Raw genomic sequence first — 16,606 nt, 5'->3', positions numbered from 1 at the left:
GGGAGTTTCGAGGAGGTCGCCGGCCGCCAGGGGGCGGCACCGGTCGGCCCTCGGCAACGGAGGCACACGATGACCATCAAGGTTGGCGACAAGGTTCCGGCGCTCGCGGTGAAGACCAAGACCGCGGAGGGCATCCAGGACGTCAAGACCGACGAGCTGTTCGGCGGCAAGACCGTCGTGCTGTTCGCACTGCCGGGCGCGTTCACCCCGACCTGCTCGGCCAAGCACCTGCCGGGCTACGTCGAGAAGGCGGCCGACCTGAAGGCCAAGGGCGTCGACGCCATCGCCTGCCTGTCGGTCAACGACGCCTTCGTCATGGACGCCTGGGGCAAGGACCAGAAGGTCGGCGACAGCGTGCTGATGCTGGCCGACGGCAACGCCGACTTCACCAAGGCGGTCGGCCTGGAGATGGACGGCAGCGGCTACGGCATGGGCACCCGCTCCAAGCGCTACGCCATGGTCGTCAAGGACGGCGTGGTGAAGGAGCTGCTCGTCGAGGAGCCGGGCCAGTTCGAGGTTTCGAGCGCCGACTACGTGCTCGGCAAGCTCTGAGCCGACGCTCACCGCGACTGCGGCAGGGGCGCCTTCGGGCGCCCCTTTCGATTCAGCGTCCCGCCGCCCGGATCGCCGCGATCGCCTGGCGGGCCAGTTCGTCGCAGCGCTCGTTCTCCGGGTGCCCGGCATGGCCCTTGACCCAGTGCCACTTCACGTCGTGGCGCCGGGCGGCGGCGTCCAGGCGCTCCCACAGGTCCTGGTTCTTGACCGGCTTCTTGTCGGCGGTCTTCCAGCCGCGCGCCTTCCAGGCCCTCAGCCACTTGGTGATGCCGTCGCGCACGTATGTGCTGTCGGTGGTCAGGTCGACCGGCACCGGCCGGGTCAGGGCCTCCAGCGCCGAGATCGCCGCCATCAGTTCCATGCGGTTGTTGGTGGTCTCCGGCTCGCCGCCCGACAGCTCCTTCTCGGTGCCGCGCCAGCGCATCACCGCGCCCCAGCCGCCCGGCCCCGGATTGCCGCTGCACGCCCCGTCGGTGAAGATCTCGACCCGCTCGGTCATCGCGCCGTTGTCCTGAACGGGGTCGGCTGGCGGCCGGGTGCAGGCATGGGCTTGTCGTCCGTTCGCAGGTCGCGGGGCGTCGGACTATGCGGATACCGCCTCCCTGCGTCCAGCCTGCCGGACAGGGTTCGGCCCCCGCCGCACGAAAGGGTTGTCGACGGGTCGTCCTGGCGATCCGATAATGCGGCGATCGACCGGAGGACCGCACCATGACGTCGGACGACGGCCAACGGCTGCGCGCGGTGATCGAGACCGCGGTCGACGGCGTCATCCTGATCGACGCCGACGGCACCGTGCAGACCTTCAACAAGGCCTGCGAGACCCTGTTCGGCTACGCCGCCGCGGAGGTGGTCGGCCGCAACGTCCGCATGCTGATGCCGGAGCCGTATCACGGCCAGCACGACGGCTATCTCCGGCGCTATCTCGACACCGGCGAACGCAGGATCATCGGCATCGGCCGCGAAGTCGCCGCCCGCCGCAAGGACGGCAGCGTGTTCCCGATCGAGCTGTCGGTCGGCGAGGCGCAGCAGGGCGACGACCGCAGCTTCGTCGGCATCATCCGCGACATCACCGCCCGCAAGCAGGCCGAGCAGGAGCTGTCCGACAGCCTGGAACGGCTGCGCGCGGTGATCGACACCGCAGTCGACGGTGTTATCCTGATCGACGCCGACGGCACCGTACGGACCTTCAACAAGGCCTGCGAGACCCTGTTCGGCTACCCCGCCGACGAGGTGGTCGGCCGCAACGTCCGCATGCTGATGCCGGAGCCGTATCACGGCCAGCACGACGAGTATCTCCGGCGCTATCTGGACACCGGCGAACGCAGGATCATCGGCATCGGCCGCGAAGTCGCCGCCCGCCGCAAGGACGGCAGCGTGTTCCCGATCGAGCTGTCGGTCGGCGAGGCGCAGCAGGGCGACGACCGCAGCTTCGTCGGCATCATCCGCGACATCACCGCCCGGAAGGAGGCCGAGACCGCCCTGCTCCTGCATACGCGCGAACTGGAACGCCTGAACCGGACCCTGAAGCGGCAATCCGAAGACCTGGAACGCTCGAACTCGGAGCTGCGGCTGTTCGCCAGCGCGGCCTCGCATGACCTCAAGGAACCACTGCGCAAGATCCGCACCTTCGGGGATTTCCTGCTGTCCGAGTACGGCGACCGGCTCGACGAGGACGGGCAGCGCTACGTCGAGGTCATGGTCGACGGGGCCACCCGCATGGGCCGCATGATCGACGGCATCCTCGCGTACTCGCGGGCCGGGCTGGCCGAACTCGAGATCGGCGAGGTCGACCTGGCGGAACTCTGGCACGCGGTCTGCTGCGACCTCGATATCCAGGTCGAGGAGGCCGGTGCCGTGATCTCGGCCGAGGAGCTTCCGGTCGTCGAGGGCGACGCCGCCCGCCTCCATCAGGTCTTCCAGAACCTGCTCAGCAACGCCCTCAAGTACCGGTCGCCGCACCGGCCGTTGCGGATCTCGATCACCGCCGAGCGCCGGGCAGCGGTTCCCGGCAGAGACGAGTGCGTGATCTCGATCGCCGACAACGGTATCGGCTTCGAACAGGCGTTCGCCGAGGCGATCTTCGAGCCGTTCAAGCGCCTGCAGGGTCGCAAGGGGGTCGACGGGGTCGGTCTGGGCCTCGCCTTGTGCCACCGGATCGTTCGGCTTCATACTGGCACCATCGAAGCGGAAGGACGGCCGGACGGGGGCGCCACATTCCGAGTCGTACTCCCGCTTCGACAGGAGGTACGGCATGGCTAGATCCGCGCTCACCGACCCGCTGCCCCGCCAAGCCATCCTCATGGCCGACGATGACGACGACGACGTGTACGTCGCGCGCCGCGCCTTCGCGAAAGCGGAGATCGCCAATCCGTTCTTTCGGGTCTCCGACGGTGGCGAGCTGCTCGACTTCCTCCACCGTCGCGGCGAGTACGCCGACCCCGCGACCGCGCCCCGGCCCGGACTGATCCTGCTCGACCTCAACATGCCCGGCATGGACGGACGCGAAGCGCTGACCCGGATCAAGGACGACCCGACCCTGCGCCGCATCCCGCTGGTGGTGTTCACCACGTCCAGCGACGTGGCCGACGTGGCCGACAGCTATGACCGCGGCGCCAATTCCTACATCACCAAGCCTGTCGGCATGGCCGGCATGGTACGGGCCGCCATCATCATTCAGAACTACTGGTTCGGCCTGGTGTCGCGGGCGGACTGACGCTGCCCGCCAAGGAACCGGGGCGCCGGTTCCGCCGTTCTCCGTTGCGGGTGACGCTAACCTCCTCTTAACCGGTTCACGCAAACAATAAATTAGCCGAAGAGTTCCTGTTCTCTTATAGGTGGAAATCCACCCTGCGCGAATGAAGTCCTGCCCACGGCCGGGAGTCCCCAATGAGCGCGTACGCAGCCGCATCGGCCGATACTGGTAGAACGCCTCCGCTGTCGACGCCGAGAGGAGGGCGCTGGGGCAAGCGGATTCCCGTCACTCCGGTGCGCGTGGTGGTCGTGGACGACGATCCCGGCGACCGCCTGATCATCCGCCGATACCTGACGCGTGCCCGCTCCTGCCGTTTCTCGGTCCGGGAATGCGACGATCCCGACGCGCTTCGGGAGATCCTGGACGAGGCTCCGGTCGACGTCATTCTGATGGATCAACGGCTGGGGCAGCGGTACGGCACCGACGTGATCCGCCAGATCGGCGGCAACCGGGCGGTCGCGCCGTCGATCCTGCTCACCGGCTCCGACGACGCCAGCATCGACGACCTCGCGATGCTCGCCGGCGCGGCCGAGCACCTGAACAAGGCGGACCTGTCGGACCGGGTCCTCGAGCGGACGATCCGCTACGTCATCAAGGGACACAGCGACCAGTTGGAACTGCGCCGCCAGAGCGAGCAGCTGCAAGCGGCATGGAACGAAGCGGCCCAGGCGAACCGGGCCAAGTCCGTGTTCCTGGCCGCCATGAGCCACGAGCTGCGGACCCCGCTGAACGCCATCATCGGCTTCTCGACGATGCTGCTCACCGGCAAGCTCGCCCGCAGGCCGACCCGGGTCCTGGAATACGCCCGCTGCATTCTGGAGGGCGGCCAGCAGCTTCTGCATCTGGTCGACAATCTGCTCGACATCGCCCGGATCGAGGCCGGGCAGTTCCTGCTCGGCGACGATGCCCTGGATCTCCCCCGGCTGTTCGAAGAGGTCGTGCAAGCCAACGAGCCGCTGGCCGGGCAGCACGACGTGACGGTCCGGCTGCTCTGCCCGGCCGACCTGCCGGAGGTGCGGTCCGACCGGGCCGGCCTGCACCAGATCGTCCTCAACCTGCTGTCCAACGCGACGAAGTACACGCTGCCCGGCGGCGAGGTGGTGCTGACCGCCGAACTCGACGACGGCGGCATCCGGATCGAGATCCGGGACAGCGGAATCGGCATGACCGAGGAGGAGATCGAATCGGCCCTGCGCCCGTTCGTCCGGGTACGGAACAACGCCTATGTCCGGTCGACGGCGGGCAGCGGGCTGGGACTGGCCATCGTCAGGTCACTGACCGAGCAGCTGGGGCTGCTTCTTTCGTTCGACAGCAAGCCCGGCTCGGGTACCACCGCGACGGTGACGATCCCGGCCGAACGCCTGTCTCCGCCGCCGGAAACTCACAGCCCGTAGGCGGCCGAGCCCGACGCCGATTGGTGGAACCGCAGCTTCTGGTGGTACTCCATCGGGTCCTTGGGCTTCACGAACGCGCCCTCGGGGTGGTTCAGCCAGTCGTACAGGCGGGTCAGCAGGAACCGCAGGGCCGAGCCGCGGGCCAGGATCGGCATCGCCTCGCGCTCGGCCGCCGACAGCGTCCGCACCGTCTGGTAGCCGGTCACCAGCTGGCGGGCCTTGGTCACGTTGAAGCTGCCGTCCGGCTCGAAGCACCAGGCGTTCAGGCAGATCGCCAGGTCGTAGGCCAGCGCGTCGGTGCAGGCGAAGTAGAAGTCGATGATCCCCGACACCTCGCCGCCCAGGAAGAACACGTTGTCCGGGAACAGGTCGGCGTGGATGGTGCCGGTCGGCAGGCCGGTCGGCCAGACCCGCTCCAGGAAGCCGAGCTCCTGGTTCAGGGCGTTGTACAGCCCGTGGTAGATCTGGTTCGACTGCATCCCGCAGGCCTCGAGCAGCGGCCGCCAGCCGGCCACCGACAGGTCGTTGGCCCGGGTCATCGGGAAGTCGGCGCCGGCCACGTGCATCTCGGCCATCGCGGCGCCGAGCGAGCGGCAGTAGGCCGGCTGGATGCGCCGGTGCCACATGCCCTCAAGGAAGGTGACGACCGCCGCCGGCCGGCCGTTCAGGGTACGCAGCGTAGCCCCGTCGCGCGACGGCACCGGCCGCGGGCAGCTCAGGCCCTTGTCGGCGAGATGCTCCATCAGGCCGACGAAGAACGGCAGGTCGTCCGACTTCACCCGCTTCTCGTAGAGCGTCAGGATGTAGGTCGAGCGCGTGGTGCGGACCAGGAAGTTGGAGTTCTCGACGCCTTCGGCGATGCCCGCGAAGGACGTTACCTCGCCGATGTCGTAGTCGGCGAGGAAGGTCTGCAGTTCGTCGTCGGAAACCGGGGTGTAGACCGCCATGGAATACTCGGGGGTGAGGCCTAGGAGGCGAGCTCGCGAGGCAGTTTGAAGCGCACGTCCTCGCGGGCGACCGCGACTTCCTCGACCGTCACCGGGCGCAGCGCGCGGCAGGCCGCGACGACGTCCTCGACCAGGCTCTCCGGCGCCGAGGCGCCGGCGCTGATGCCGAGGCGCCGCACGCCCGCGAGCCAGCCGCCATCGACCTCGGCCGCGCCGGCGATCAGCCGGGCGTCGGCGCAGCCGGCCGCCTTGGCGACCTCGACCAGGCGCTTGGAGTTGGAGGAGTTCGGCGAGCCGATCACCACGAACGCGTCGACCGCGGCGGCGATCGCCTTGACCGCTTCCTGCCGGTTGGTGGTGGCGTAGCAGATGTCTTCCTTGTTCGGCGCCGCCACGTCCGGGAACCGCCGACGCAAGATCTCGACGATGCGGGCGGTGTCGTCGACCGACAGGGTGGTCTGGGTCGCGAACGCCAGCGGCGTCCCCGGGGCCGGCGGCTCGAACGCCTCGGCCTGGGCCTCGTCCTCGACCAGCGACATCGCGCCTTCGGGCAACTGCCCCATGGTGCCGATCACCTCCGGGTGGCCGGCATGGCCGATCAGCACCACGTGGCGGCCGCGCCTGTGGTGGCGCTCGGCCTCCAGATGGACCTTGCTGACCAGCGGGCAGGTGGCGTCGACGTATACCATGTTGCGGCGCTCGGCGTCGGCCGGCACCGACTTCGGCACGCCGTGCGCGCTGAATACCACCGGCCGGTCGACCGGGCACTCGTCGAGCTCCTCGACAAACACCGCGCCCAGCGCCTCGAGCGACTGCACGACGTGCCGGTTGTGCACGATCTCGTGCCGGACGTAGACCGGCGCCCCCCATTTCTCGAGCGCCCGCTCGACGATCTGGATGGCCCGGTCGACCCCGGCGCAGAACCCCCGCGGCGCGGCGAGGACGATGGTGAGCGGTTCGGTCATGGCCGGGCGGTTTTCTCGCGAATGGCAGGCGCCGTCAATTGCGCCGACCGGGCCGCCGGGCTATCGTCCGCCGCGTTGCTGCCGCCAGGGAGACAGCCGATGACGGATCCGGTCTGCGCACAGAAGGAACCCTTCGCGGTCGACGTCGAGGCCGGCCGGACGTATCTGTGGTGCGCCTGCGGCCTCAGCAAGCGGCAGCCGTTCTGCGACGCCTCGCACGCCGGCACCGGGATCGTCCCGGTCCGCTACAAGGCGGAACAGGCCGAGACCGTGTATTTCTGCGGCTGCAAGGCGACCAAGACCAAGCCGCTGTGCGACGATACCCATCTCAGCCTCTAGACCGGCCCCGAAATCACGATGACGGCTGCCCCCGCGATGCGTCGATTCGCCCTGGCCACCCTGTCGGCCGCTCTCGTGCCGCTTGCCCTGTCGCTGGCCGGCTGCGCCTCGGACGCACCGCCGCCGCCGTGCCCGCCGGCCGGGACCCCGGCGCCGCTGGACAGCTTCACGCAGTTCGCGCCGGGTGGCGGCCGTGACCTGACGGAGGTCCGGTTCTCAGGTCGGATCTCCTCCGTCCAGACGATCTGCGAGTACGACGAGAAGGGTGTCGACATCGATCTGGCCGTCGACATCCGGGTCGAGCGCGGGCCGGCCGACAAGAGCCGGCAGGCCGACCTGCAGTACTTCGTCGCGGTCGAGGACGGGCCCGGCAACATCACCGCCAAGCAGGTGTTCGACGTCGCCGTCCCGTTCGAAGGCAACAGCCGGCGGCTGGCCCGGCGCGAGGAGCTGTCGCTGCGGATTCCGACGCCGGCCGATCGCGGCTTCCGGCAGACCCGGGTGCTGGTCGGCTTCCAGCTCAGCCCGGAGCAGCTCGAGTTCAACCGCCGCCAGCGGCCGTAGGACGCCGTCCGACCGTACCGGCGAAACCCGACGCGGGCGACCGTCACGTCCCCCGCGCCCGCGCATCATGCCGCCTGCCGACAGTGATCGCAGATCTGCTCGATGTGCCGATGATCGGTGCCGCAGCAGCCGCCCAGCACGTTGATGTGCCCGAACCGGCCACGCAGTTCGCGGTACAGCCGGCCGAGTTCCACCGGGTCGCCGGTGTCGAGCTCGGTCGCCTGGTCGAGCTCGGCATGGCTGCACCGCGAGGCGTTGGCGCGCAGCCCGCGGATGCGGTCGACCCAGGCCTCGCCGGCCTCGAGCTGGCCGGCGAAATGGCTCGGATGCGCGCAGTTGATCATGTAGTAGGCCGGACCGCTGCCGGTCGCCGAATCGACCGCCGAGACCGCATCCCACAGCGGCTCGCCGGTCGGCAGCCGGCCGTCGGTCTCGACGGTGAATGAGATCGCCACCGGCATTCCCCTCGCCCGTGCCGCCCGGGTCACCCCGATCGCCTCCGGCACGTTGGTCATGGTGATCGCGGTGACCATGTCGGCCCCGGCCTCGGCGAACACCCCGATCTGGCGGGCGTGATAGGCCTCGGCCTCGGCCGCGGTCATGACGCTGCCCGGGTCGTAGCCGTCGCCGCGCGGGCCGACGCAGCCGCTGACCACCATCGGCGTGGCCCCGGTCTCGAGCTCGTCGCGCAGCTCGTGCAGCATCTCGATCGCCTTGCGATTCGCATCGTCGAGGGCGTTGCGCGAGTAGCCGAGCTTGTCGCCCCAGTCGGCACTGGCACGCCAGGTCGCGCTCTCCAGGATGAAGCCGGTGCCGCTGTCGCGGGCGATCGCCGCGTGACGACGGTAGTAGTCCTTCAGCGCACCCGTCCCGCCGGCGTCCTTCAGCAGGTGGAAGGCGGCGAAGTAGGGCAGATCCAGTCCTTCGTGGAAGATCAGCGTGGTCTCGATCCCGCCATCCGTCAGGAACAGCCGGTCGCCCAGCTGCGGCAGCGCGTCTCTGTATCTCGTCATGTCCGTCACCTCGCGAAATCCCCACCGTCCCAGGAATGCGGCAGCGGTCTTAACCATCGCGTGTATCGGGGTGACGACTCGGCTGTTTCATTTGTTTCAGCCCGACAGATTCCGGCGGCGGCGGGCGAGACGGCCGGCAGACTCCTGCAAGCCGACTCTTGCAAGCCGGCCCGAGCTGGGTATTCTGGCGGCCTCATAACCCACGACTCTCGGGGGAGAGAGCGACGGGCCTCCGGTGACGAGCCGGTGACTGCGGTCGACGCCGAAGGAGCAACCGCCCCGGAAACTCTCAGGCGAAGGTACCCCGAGGCGAGGTGACTCTGGAGAGCAGGCGCCGGCAGACCATCGCCGCCCGCCTCACCGACGGGGAAAGCCGGGACGCCTATCCGCCCGGCCAATCTCTCAGGTCTTTCGGACAGAGGGGGCACGCACGGCATTCCGCCGTTGCGGAGCCGTCGCCGGAGGACCGATGACCGAGTCGCAGGACCTGAAGACCACCCCGCTCACCGCGCTGCACCAGCGCCTCGGCGCCAAGATGGTGCCGTTCGCCGGCTACCTGATGCCGGTGCAGTTCCCGCTCGGCGTCCTCGGCGAGCACCGCCATACCCGCGCCAAGGCCGGGCTGTTCGACGTTTCGCACATGGGCCAGCTTCGGGTCGACGGCGCCGACGCGGCGGCCCGGTTCGAGACCCTGGTGCCGGGCGACATCGCCGGGCTCGGCGAAGGCCGCACCCGCTACACCCAGTTCACCAACGCCGACGGCGGCATCCTGGACGACCTGATGGTCACCAATGCCGGCGACCACCTGTTCGTGGTGGTCAACGCCGCCTGCAAGGAGGCCGACACCGCGCTGCTGCGGGCGACCTTCGGCGCCGAGCTGACCGAGCTGGCCGACCGGGCGCTGCTGGCCCTGCAGGGCCCGTCAGCCGCGGCGGTGCTGGCCACGCTTGCGCCGGAAGCCGCCGAGATGACCTTCATGACCTTCCGGACCATGGACGTCGCCGGCATCCCCTGCTTCGTCACCCGCTCCGGCTACACCGGCGAGGACGGCTACGAGATCTCGGTGCCGGCCGACCGGGCCGAGGCCCTGGCCGAGAAGCTGCTGGCGCATCCCGAGGTCGAGCCGATCGGCCTCGGCGCCCGCGATTCCCTGCGTCTCGAGGCCGGGCTGTGCCTGTATGGCCACGACATCGACACCACCACCTCGCCGATCGAGGCGGCCCTGACCTGGAGCATCGGCAAGCGCCGGCGCGAGCAGGGCGGCTTCCCCGGCGCCGCCCGCATCCAGGACGAGATCGCCAACGGCACCAGCCGGCGTCGCGTCGGCCTGAAGCCGGAGGGCCGGGCACCGGCGCGCGAGGGCACCGAGATCACCGACCTGGACGGCCGGCCGATCGGCAAGGTGACCAGCGGCGGCTTCGGGCCGACCGTCGACGGCCCGGTGGCCATGGGCTACGTCGAGACCGCGTTCGCGGCCGAGGGCACCGAGGTGCGCCTGGTGGTGCGCGGCAAGCCGCTTCCCGCGCGGGTAGCCAAGCTGCCGTTCGTGGCCCCGGGCTACAAGCGTTGACGACCTTTCACCAGTTTGACGTGGACCTGCGCAGGAGCGTGCGATGACCGTGAAGTACACCGAGGACCATGAGTGGATCCGCGTCGATGGCGCGATCGGCACCGTCGGGATCACCGACCACGCCCAGGAACAGCTCGGCGACGTGGTGTTCGTCGAACTGCCGGAGACCGGCAGCACCGTCGCCAAGGGCGACGCCGCCGGCGTCGTCGAGTCGGTCAAGGCCGCCAGCGAGATCTACGCCCCGGTGTCCGGCGAGATCGTCGAGGTCAACGCCGCCCTGGTCGACGCGCCGCAGACCGTCAACGCCGAGCCGACCGGTGCCGGCTGGTTCTTCAAGATCCGGCTGTCCGATCCGGGCGAGCTCGACGGCCTGATGGACGAGGACGCCTACAAGGCCCACGCCGGCGACTGATCCGTCGAGGCCCGCCGCTGGGCGGCGGGCTCCTCAGGATGCCAGAGACCGCCGAGAGACCCGATCGTTGAAGCCGCCCTCACCCTGAGGTGTCCCCGCGGCGGCGGGGACCACGCAGGGGGGCAGGAGGACAGGACAGCATGACCCGGCCCACCCTGAACGAGCTGACCGCGCACGACGCCTTCGTGCAGCGCCATATCGGCCCGAGCGACGACGAGACGGCGGCGATGCTCGACGCCCTCGGCTACGACTCGCTGTCCGACTTGACCGACGCCGCCGTGCCCAGGGGCATCCGCCGGGAACGGCCGATGACCCTGGACGCCCCGCGCGGCGAGGCCGAGACCCTGGCCGAGCTGGCCGAGATCGCCGGCCAGAACAAGGTCGTGAAGTCGCTCATCGGTCAGGGCTACTACGGCACCGTGACGCCGGGCGTGATCCTGCGGAACATCCTCGAGAACCCGGCCTGGTACACGGCCTACACGCCGTACCAGCCGGAGATCAGCCAGGGCCGGCTGGAGGCGCTGCTGAACTTCCAGACCATGGTGGCCGAGCTGACCGGGATGGACATCGCCAACGCCTCGCTGCTCGACGAGGGCACGGCGGCGGCCGAGGCGATGATGCTGGTGCGCAAGCTCGCCCGGAACAAGGGCGACCAGTTCTTCGTCTCCGAGCGCTGCCACTCGCAGACCATCGAGGTGATGCGGACCCGGGCCGAGCCGATGGGCATCGAAGTGGTGGTCGGCGACGAGTTCGCCGGCCTGCCGGCCGAGGCCTTCGGCTTCCTGCTGCAGTACCCGGCGACCCGCGGCGGCGTGCATCACTACGCCGACATCGTCGAGCGCGCGCACGGCAACGACGCCCTGGTGGTGGTGGCGGCCGACCCGCTGGCCCTCACCCTGCTGACGCCGCCGGGCGAATGGGGGGCCGACGTGGTGATCGGCTCGACCCAGCGGTTCGGCGTGCCGTTCGGGTTCGGCGGGCCGCACGCCGCCTACATGGCGACCAAGGACGCCCACAAGCGCTCGATGCCCGGCCGGCTGGTCGGGGTGTCGGTCGACGCCGCCGGGCGCCCGGCCTATCGCCTGGCCCTGCAGACCCGCGAGCAGCACATCCGCCGCGAGAAGGCGACCTCCAACATCTGCACCGCGCAGGTGCTGCTGGCGGTGATCGCCTCGATGTACGCCGTGTACCACGGCCCCGAGGGCCTGACCCGGATCGCCCGCCGGGTGCACCGCCTGGCCGCGGTGCTGGCCGAGGGCGTGCGCCGGCTCGGCTACGAGCTCGACAGCGACCGCTTCTTCGACACCGTCACCGTCAAGACCAGGGACTGGGGGGCGACGATCTGGGAGACCGCCCGGGTCGAGGGCCTGAACCTGCGGCTCGAGGACGACGGGGTCGCGGTGTCGCTCGACGAGACCTGCGACCGCGCCACCGTCGAGAAGCTCTGGACCTGTTTCCGCCAGGGCTCGGAGGCGGAGCTCGACTTCGACGCGATCGAGGCCGAGGTCGCCGACGCGCTGCCCGAGGACCTGGTCCGGACCTCCGCCTTCCTGACCCATCCGGTGTTCCACCAGCACCGCTCGGAGACCGAGATGCTGCGCTACCTGCGCCGGCTCTCGGACAAGGACATCGCGCTCGACCGCGCGATGATCCCGCTCGGCTCCTGCACCATGAAGCTGAACGCCACCGCCGAGATGATCCCGATCACCTGGCCGGAGTTCGCGAACATCCATCCGTTCGCGCCGGCCGACCAGACCATCGGCTACCACCGCCTGATCACCGAGCTGGAGCGCATGCTGGCGGCCGCCACCGGCTATGCCGCGGTGTCGGTGCAACCGAACGCCGGCTCGCAGGGCGAGTATGCCGGCCTGCTGGTGATCCGCGCCTACCACCGTGCCCGCGGCGAGGGCCATCGCGACGTCTGCCTGATCCCGTCCTCGGCGCACGGCACCAACCCGGCCTCGGCCGCCATGGCCGGCATGCGGGTGGTGGTGGTGGCCTGCGACTCGCACGGCAACGTCGACGTCGACGACCTGCGGGCCAAGGCGGCGCAGCACGCCGACAGCCTGGCGGCGCTGATGATCACCTACCCGTCGACCCACGGCGTGTTCGAGGAGCGGGTCAAGGAGATCTGCTCGATCGTCCACGAGCACGGCGGGCAGGTGTACACCGACGGCGCCAACCTGAATGCGCTGGTCGGCCTGGTGTCGCTGCAGGAGCTCGGCTCCGACGTCAGCCACATGAACCTGCACAAGACCTTCTGCATCCCGCACGGCGGCGGCGGCCCGGGCGTCGGCCCGATCGGCGTGGCCGAGCACCTGGTGCCGTACCTGCCGGGCCACTCCGAGCTCGACAACCTGGAGACCGCCATCGGCGCGGTGTCGGCCGCCCCCTACGGCTCGGCCGGGATCCTGCCGATCAGCTGGACCTACATCCGGATGATGGGCGCCGAGGGCCTGACCCGGGCGACCCGCATGGCGATCCTCAACGCCAACTACGTCGCCAAGCGGCTGGAGGACCACTACCCGGTGCTCTACACCGGGCCGAACGGGCTGGTCGCCCACGAGTGCATCATCGACCTGCGGCCGATCAAGGACAGCAGCGGCGTCACCGTCGACGACGTCGCCAAGCGCCTGATCGACTTCGGCTTCCACGCCCCGACCATGAGCTTCCCGGTGGCCGGCACGCTGATGATCGAGCCGACCGAGAGCGAGAGCAAGGTCGAGCTCGACCGGTTCTGCGACGCCATGATCGCGATCCGCGAGGAGATCCGGGCGATCGAGAACGGCGACGTGCCGGTCGAGCATTCGGCCCTGCGCAACGCCCCGCACACCGCCGACGACCTGCTGGGCTCGGCCTGGGACCGGCCGTATCCGCGGCGCGCCGGAGCGTTCCCGGCGCCGGGCATGGAGGCCAGCAAATACTGGCCGCCGGTGTCGCGGATCGACAACGTCTACGGCGACCGCAACCTGGTCTGCAGCTGCCCGCCGATCGAGGCCTACCAGGACGCGGCGGAGTAGGCGGTCGACATCGTCGCACCGTGGCTTCCGGCTCCGGGCCGCCGGCGGCGGCCCGGTCCGGAATGACGGCGGGAGGAGGGAGCGGTTCGTCCCGCCTTCTCCCCCCGTCGTCATTCCGGACGGCCGCGCCACCCCTGGTGCGGCCGAGCCGGAACCCACGGCCTGCCAAGCCGCAGGACGCCCCGACCCCCTACGGCCGCACGATCGTCCAGCCGGCCTCGTCCAGCTCGATCAGGGTCACCACGCCGGCCGGAACGATCTCGGCATTGCCGACCAGCGGCGGGGTCTTGCCCTCCTTCTTGGCCATGCCCTGGATCGTGTTGTTGCAGGCGGCGAACCTGACGTTCGGCATGCTCTTGGCGAACCCTTGGACGCGCTTCTTGACGCCCTCCGGGGCGGTGTCCTCGCGCAGCATGTGCAGGCCGGCGTTGAACGCGACGATCCTGATCTCGACCTCTTCGCCGCGCTCGGCGTACAGCCGCGAGACGTTGGCCGCGACGTTCAGGACGGTGTTCATCTTCTGCGGGTCCTGGTCGCTGATCTGCAGCGCCAGCCGGTGGTTCCCGGGAATCGCGGCCTTGGCCTGGCCGGCGAACGCCGCGCCGGCCGGCACGACGGCCGTAACCAGGGCGACGGACAACAGGATGACGAGCGTCCGGAAGACGGACGGCAGACGGGTCATGACATTTCCTCCCAACCGATGACGGCCGGCTTCGCCGCCGGCTCGTTCCAACCATTCAAAAATGGAAATGTTTGAATGTAAATGCGCGTCGTCGCGACCGGCCCTCACGACGGCGTCAGCGACACGGTCGCCCCTATCCTTCGCGCTCCTTGGCGGCTTCCTTCTGGCGCTCCCGGACCTCTTCCGGCCAGCGCGACTTCACGAAGGCGAGGATCGCCCAGATGTCGGCATCGGCGAGCCGCCCCTCGAAGCCCGGCATGTCGTTCTTGTAGGTCGGCGGCGAGAACGGCTGGCCGCCGAACTTGGTGACGTCGAACAGGTCGCGGTCACCGAGACGGGCGATCGCCCCGGTGCCGTCGAGCGGCAGCGGCGGACGCCCGCCGCTCGGGTAGTCGCCGTCCCAGCCCGGCTTCCCGGCCAGGTCCGGGCCGTGGCAGAACGCACAGTGCTGGTCGTACAGGGTATGGCCGAGCGCGACCTGGGCCGGGTTGGCGTGGTCGGCGGCGGTCGCGCTCTCGTTGCTCCACCGGTCCCAGTAGATGCTGCCCATGGTGATGGCCACGCCGATGAAGACCGCCACCACCAGGAACCGGCCCTTGGGGCCCAGGCGGCGGCCGAGCCGGCCGAGCGGCGCCCCGGCTTCCGCCGGCTCGTCGTCCTCGAGCTGGACCAGGCCGCGCAGCCGCCGCTCCGGATCGAGGGTGCGCCCGGGCTCGCGCGGGACCCGGGGGTTCATGCCGGCCATCCGGCTGAGCCGGCGTTGCCGGTCGAAACGACGTTCGGTCATGGCCGCAGTATAGCCCCCGTCTCCGCCCTACTCGACCTCGCGCACCCGGTCGGTCCCGAACACGTGATCGAGCCAGGGCGGCCGCACCATGCCGGCCTTCACCTTGGCCTCGGTCTCGGCCTCGGCCTCGCGGATCGCCGCGACCCGCTCGGCGACCGTGTCGATCCGGTCGAACGGCACGACAACGACACCGTCGCGGTCAGCGACAATGAGGTCGCCCGACGCCACCGGCACGCCGCCGCAGGTCACCGGCAGCCCGATGGTCCCGGGCCCGAAGCGCGCCGGCGAGTTCGGGGTGACGCCGCCGTGCCAGACCGGCAGCCCCATGCCCTCGACCCCGTCCTGGTCGCGGATCGCGCCGTCGGTCACCAGCGCCACCGCCCCGGCGTTGCGCAGCATGCCGGCCAGCAGGTCGCCGGTCAGCGCGGTCTCGCGATAGCCGTCGGTCGCGCAGACCACCACGTCACCCGGCTCCAGCACGTCGAGACAGCCGAGCAACGCGAGGTTGTCGGCCGGATAGGCGAAGGCGGTGAGCGCCGGGCCGACCACCGGTGCCGCCGGCCGGACCTGCGGCTTGATCGCCCGGTCGAGGGCGCCGCGCCCGTCCATGGCGTCGACGATCTGGGCCGTCGGCGCACCCCGGAACGCCTCGATCTGCTTGGCGCTCGGGCGGGCGAAGTTGCGGCGGACGGTCAGCAGCGGCGGGTCTTCGAGCATCACTGGTCTCCCGAGAAAAAGCCTAGAAGCGCGGCCGCACAGTCCTCCGCCGCCTCCTCGGCGACGAAGTGCCCGCAGTCGAGCGACACCTCGCGCACATCCTCCGCCCAGCGGCGCCACACGTCCAGATGCCGGCGCCCGCGCTCCTTCAGGTAGCGGCGCGCCCACACCAGCAGCACCGGGCAGTCGATGCGGCGGCCGGCCGTCCGGTCGGCCCGGTCGAAGTCGGCGTCCAGGGTGGCGCCGGCGCGGTAGTCGGCGCAGGCCGCCGCGACCACCTCGGGATCCGCATAGGCCGCCGCGTAGGCGTCGACTGCAGCCGGGTCGAGGCGGTCGCGGTGCCCGGCCCAGCGATCGACCAGGTGGCGGACGTAGCCGGGACCGTCGGCGCCGACCAGGGTCTCGGGCAGCGGCGCCGGCTGTGCCAGCAGCAGCCAGTGGTAGCCACCGAGCGCCGCCTGCCAGTCCATCGCCTCCCAGACCTCGAGGGTCGGCAAGATGTCGACCGGCGCGAACCGGGTCAGCACGCCCGGGTGGTCGAGCGCGAGGCGATACCCGATCCGCCCGCCGCGGTCGTGGCCGGCCAGCGCGAACTGCCGGTGGCCCAGACCGTCCATCAGCTCGACCATGACGGCGGCAAGGTTGCGCTTGGAGTACGCTTCCGGCGTCGGGGCGAGGCCGCGCGAGGCGCCGTAGCCGGGCAGATCGGGCACCACCAGGGTGAACCGCTCGGCCAGGACCGGCGCCACCCGGTGCCACGCCAGGTGGGTCTGCGGAAAGCCGTGCAGCAGCAGGACCGGGGGTCCGTCGCCGCCGACCCGCAGGTTCAGCTCGGCCCCCCGGACCGTGATCCGTCGCGTCTCGAACCCCTCGAACATCGCCGTCCTCC

Annotated in this window: 17 protein-coding genes and 2 riboswitches; of the genes, 9 read left to right on the top strand and 8 right to left on the bottom strand. The window is 70.3% G+C overall.

The features are described 5' to 3' along the window. The first annotated feature begins 69 nt into the window (after positions 1 to 69). Positions 70 to 552: a peroxiredoxin gene (locus IE246_RS18285; RefSeq protein WP_189992334.1), complete on the top strand. Its 483-nt coding sequence runs from the start codon at positions 70 to 72 to the stop codon at positions 550 to 552. A gap of 52 nt (positions 553 to 604) precedes the next feature. On the opposite strand, the gene rnhA is transcribed toward IE246_RS18285, so the two are convergent. Further along, positions 605 to 1,054, bottom strand: coding sequence for a ribonuclease HI (gene rnhA / locus IE246_RS18280; RefSeq protein ID WP_189992332.1), 450 nt, complete (start codon positions 1,052 to 1,054; stop codon positions 605 to 607). A gap of 209 nt (positions 1,055 to 1,263) precedes the next feature. On the opposite strand from rnhA, the gene IE246_RS18275 reads away from it, so the two are divergent. The 3 genes from IE246_RS18275 to IE246_RS18265 all read left to right on the top strand — a co-directional run bounded on the left by IE246_RS18275 (position 1,264) and on the right by IE246_RS18265 (position 4,701). Then, on the top strand, positions 1,264 to 2,814 hold the full coding sequence (locus tag IE246_RS18275; RefSeq protein ID WP_189992330.1) for a sensor histidine kinase: 1,551 nt from the start codon (positions 1,264 to 1,266) through the stop codon (positions 2,812 to 2,814). Next, positions 2,807 to 3,268: a response regulator gene (locus IE246_RS18270; RefSeq protein ID WP_308434497.1), complete on the top strand. Its 462-nt coding sequence runs from the start codon at positions 2,807 to 2,809 to the stop codon at positions 3,266 to 3,268. Before IE246_RS18275 ends, IE246_RS18270 begins: the two co-directional genes overlap by 8 nt. Before the next feature lie 287 nt (positions 3,269 to 3,555). Further along, positions 3,556 to 4,701 carry a hybrid sensor histidine kinase/response regulator gene (locus IE246_RS18265; RefSeq protein WP_189992328.1) on the top strand — a complete coding sequence of 382 codons (1,146 nt, stop codon included), beginning with the start codon at positions 3,556 to 3,558 and terminating at the stop codon, positions 4,699 to 4,701. Here the strand turns inward: IE246_RS18265 and IE246_RS18260 are convergent. After that, positions 4,689 to 5,648 carry a homoserine kinase gene (locus IE246_RS18260; RefSeq protein ID WP_189992326.1) on the bottom strand — a complete coding sequence of 320 codons (960 nt, stop codon included), beginning with the start codon at positions 5,646 to 5,648 and terminating at the stop codon, positions 4,689 to 4,691. The genes IE246_RS18265 and IE246_RS18260 overlap by 13 nt on opposite strands. Positions 5,649 to 5,668: 20 nt before the next feature. Further along, the gene (gene ispH, locus IE246_RS18255; RefSeq protein ID WP_189992324.1) at positions 5,669 to 6,613 is read right to left on the bottom strand and encodes a 4-hydroxy-3-methylbut-2-enyl diphosphate reductase; all 945 of its coding nucleotides are present in this window, start codon (positions 6,611 to 6,613) and stop codon (positions 5,669 to 5,671) included. A 99-nt stretch (positions 6,614 to 6,712) separates the two neighbouring features. Between ispH and IE246_RS18250 the strand changes: the two genes are divergently transcribed. Together IE246_RS18250 and IE246_RS18245 are read left to right on the top strand one after the other, a co-directional pair. Then, the gene (locus IE246_RS18250) at positions 6,713 to 6,952 is read left to right on the top strand and encodes a CDGSH iron-sulfur domain-containing protein (RefSeq protein WP_189992322.1); all 240 of its coding nucleotides are present in this window, start codon (positions 6,713 to 6,715) and stop codon (positions 6,950 to 6,952) included. Positions 6,953 to 6,970: 18 nt separating this feature from the next. Continuing rightward, a complete protein-coding gene (locus IE246_RS18245; RefSeq protein WP_189992320.1) occupies positions 6,971 to 7,516 on the top strand; it encodes a hypothetical protein in 546 nt (181 codons plus the stop codon). Positions 7,517 to 7,581: 65 nt separating this feature from the next. Here IE246_RS18245 and IE246_RS18240 read toward each other — a convergent pair whose 3' ends face one another. Continuing rightward, on the bottom strand, positions 7,582 to 8,529 hold the full coding sequence (locus tag IE246_RS18240) for a homocysteine S-methyltransferase family protein (RefSeq protein ID WP_189992318.1): 948 nt from the start codon (positions 8,527 to 8,529) through the stop codon (positions 7,582 to 7,584). Positions 8,530 to 8,731: 202 nt separating this feature from the next. Further along, positions 8,732 to 8,844: riboswitch (glycine riboswitch) on the top strand. 3 nt (positions 8,845 to 8,847) lie between these two features. Continuing rightward, a riboswitch (glycine riboswitch) is annotated at positions 8,848 to 8,950 on the top strand. Positions 8,951 to 8,998: 48 nt separating this feature from the next. Between IE246_RS18240 and gcvT the strand changes: the two genes are divergently transcribed. The 3 genes from gcvT to gcvP all read left to right on the top strand — a co-directional run bounded on the left by gcvT (position 8,999) and on the right by gcvP (position 13,531). Further along, positions 8,999 to 10,099 carry a glycine cleavage system aminomethyltransferase GcvT gene (gene gcvT / locus IE246_RS18235; protein ID WP_189992316.1) on the top strand — a complete coding sequence of 367 codons (1,101 nt, stop codon included), beginning with the start codon at positions 8,999 to 9,001 and terminating at the stop codon, positions 10,097 to 10,099. A gap of 43 nt (positions 10,100 to 10,142) precedes the next feature. Next, the gene (gene gcvH / locus IE246_RS18230; protein WP_189992314.1) at positions 10,143 to 10,511 is read left to right on the top strand and encodes a glycine cleavage system protein GcvH; all 369 of its coding nucleotides are present in this window, start codon (positions 10,143 to 10,145) and stop codon (positions 10,509 to 10,511) included. 140 nt (positions 10,512 to 10,651) lie between these two features. Continuing rightward, entirely contained in the window at positions 10,652 to 13,531 is a 2,880-nt protein-coding gene (gcvP, locus tag IE246_RS18225; protein WP_189992312.1) for an aminomethyl-transferring glycine dehydrogenase, read from the top strand. Between the two features lie 190 nt (positions 13,532 to 13,721). Here the strand turns inward: gcvP and IE246_RS18220 are convergent, their stop codons facing one another. From IE246_RS18220 to IE246_RS18205, 4 genes are all read right to left on the bottom strand, one after another. Continuing rightward, on the bottom strand, positions 13,722 to 14,213 hold the full coding sequence (locus IE246_RS18220; protein ID WP_229837371.1) for a DsrE family protein: 492 nt from the start codon (positions 14,211 to 14,213) through the stop codon (positions 13,722 to 13,724). A gap of 133 nt (positions 14,214 to 14,346) precedes the next feature. Next, on the bottom strand, positions 14,347 to 15,000 hold the full coding sequence (locus IE246_RS18215; protein ID WP_189992310.1) for a c-type cytochrome: 654 nt from the start codon (positions 14,998 to 15,000) through the stop codon (positions 14,347 to 14,349). Between the two features lie 27 nt (positions 15,001 to 15,027). Continuing rightward, positions 15,028 to 15,717: an RraA family protein gene (locus IE246_RS18210; protein WP_189992308.1), complete on the bottom strand. Its 690-nt coding sequence runs from the start codon at positions 15,715 to 15,717 to the stop codon at positions 15,028 to 15,030. Next, on the bottom strand, positions 15,717 to 16,595 hold the full coding sequence (locus tag IE246_RS18205) for an alpha/beta hydrolase (RefSeq protein ID WP_189992307.1): 879 nt from the start codon (positions 16,593 to 16,595) through the stop codon (positions 15,717 to 15,719). Before IE246_RS18205 ends, IE246_RS18210 begins: the two co-directional genes overlap by 1 nt. Positions 16,596 to 16,606 lie beyond the last annotated feature (11 nt).

It is taken from the genome of Thalassobaculum fulvum (assembly GCF_014652915.1).
Classification (GTDB): domain Bacteria; phylum Pseudomonadota; class Alphaproteobacteria; order Thalassobaculales; family Thalassobaculaceae; genus Thalassobaculum_A; species Thalassobaculum_A fulvum.
Note: the sequence above shows the minus strand (reverse complement) of the source record. Positions and strands in the feature narration are given on the sequence as shown.

Coding starts and splice junctions, on each gene's coding strand:
- IE246_RS18285 (WP_189992334.1), top strand. CDS start 70: ATGACCATCAAGGTTGGCGACAAGGTTCCGGCGCTCGCGGTGAAGACC.
- rnhA (WP_189992332.1), bottom strand. CDS start 1,054: ATGACCGAGCGGGTCGAGATCTTCACCGACGGGGCGTGCAGCGGCAAT.
- IE246_RS18275 (WP_189992330.1), top strand. CDS start 1,264: ATGACGTCGGACGACGGCCAACGGCTGCGCGCGGTGATCGAGACCGCG.
- IE246_RS18270 (WP_308434497.1), top strand. CDS start 2,807: ATGGCTAGATCCGCGCTCACCGACCCGCTGCCCCGCCAAGCCATCCTC.
- IE246_RS18260 (WP_189992326.1), bottom strand. CDS start 5,648: ATGGCGGTCTACACCCCGGTTTCCGACGACGAACTGCAGACCTTCCTC.
- ispH (WP_189992324.1), bottom strand. CDS start 6,613: ATGACCGAACCGCTCACCATCGTCCTCGCCGCGCCGCGGGGGTTCTGC.
- IE246_RS18250 (WP_189992322.1), top strand. CDS start 6,713: ATGACGGATCCGGTCTGCGCACAGAAGGAACCCTTCGCGGTCGACGTC.
- IE246_RS18245 (WP_189992320.1), top strand. CDS start 6,971: ATGACGGCTGCCCCCGCGATGCGTCGATTCGCCCTGGCCACCCTGTCG.
- IE246_RS18240 (WP_189992318.1), bottom strand. CDS start 8,529: ATGACGAGATACAGAGACGCGCTGCCGCAGCTGGGCGACCGGCTGTTC.
- gcvT (WP_189992316.1), top strand. CDS start 8,999: ATGACCGAGTCGCAGGACCTGAAGACCACCCCGCTCACCGCGCTGCAC.
- gcvH (WP_189992314.1), top strand. CDS start 10,143: ATGACCGTGAAGTACACCGAGGACCATGAGTGGATCCGCGTCGATGGC.
- gcvP (WP_189992312.1), top strand. CDS start 10,652: ATGACCCGGCCCACCCTGAACGAGCTGACCGCGCACGACGCCTTCGTG.
- IE246_RS18220 (WP_229837371.1), bottom strand. CDS start 14,213: ATGACCCGTCTGCCGTCCGTCTTCCGGACGCTCGTCATCCTGTTGTCC.
- IE246_RS18215 (WP_189992310.1), bottom strand. CDS start 15,000: ATGACCGAACGTCGTTTCGACCGGCAACGCCGGCTCAGCCGGATGGCC.
- IE246_RS18210 (WP_189992308.1), bottom strand. CDS start 15,717: ATGCTCGAAGACCCGCCGCTGCTGACCGTCCGCCGCAACTTCGCCCGC.
- IE246_RS18205 (WP_189992307.1), bottom strand. CDS start 16,595: ATGTTCGAGGGGTTCGAGACGCGACGGATCACGGTCCGGGGGGCCGAG.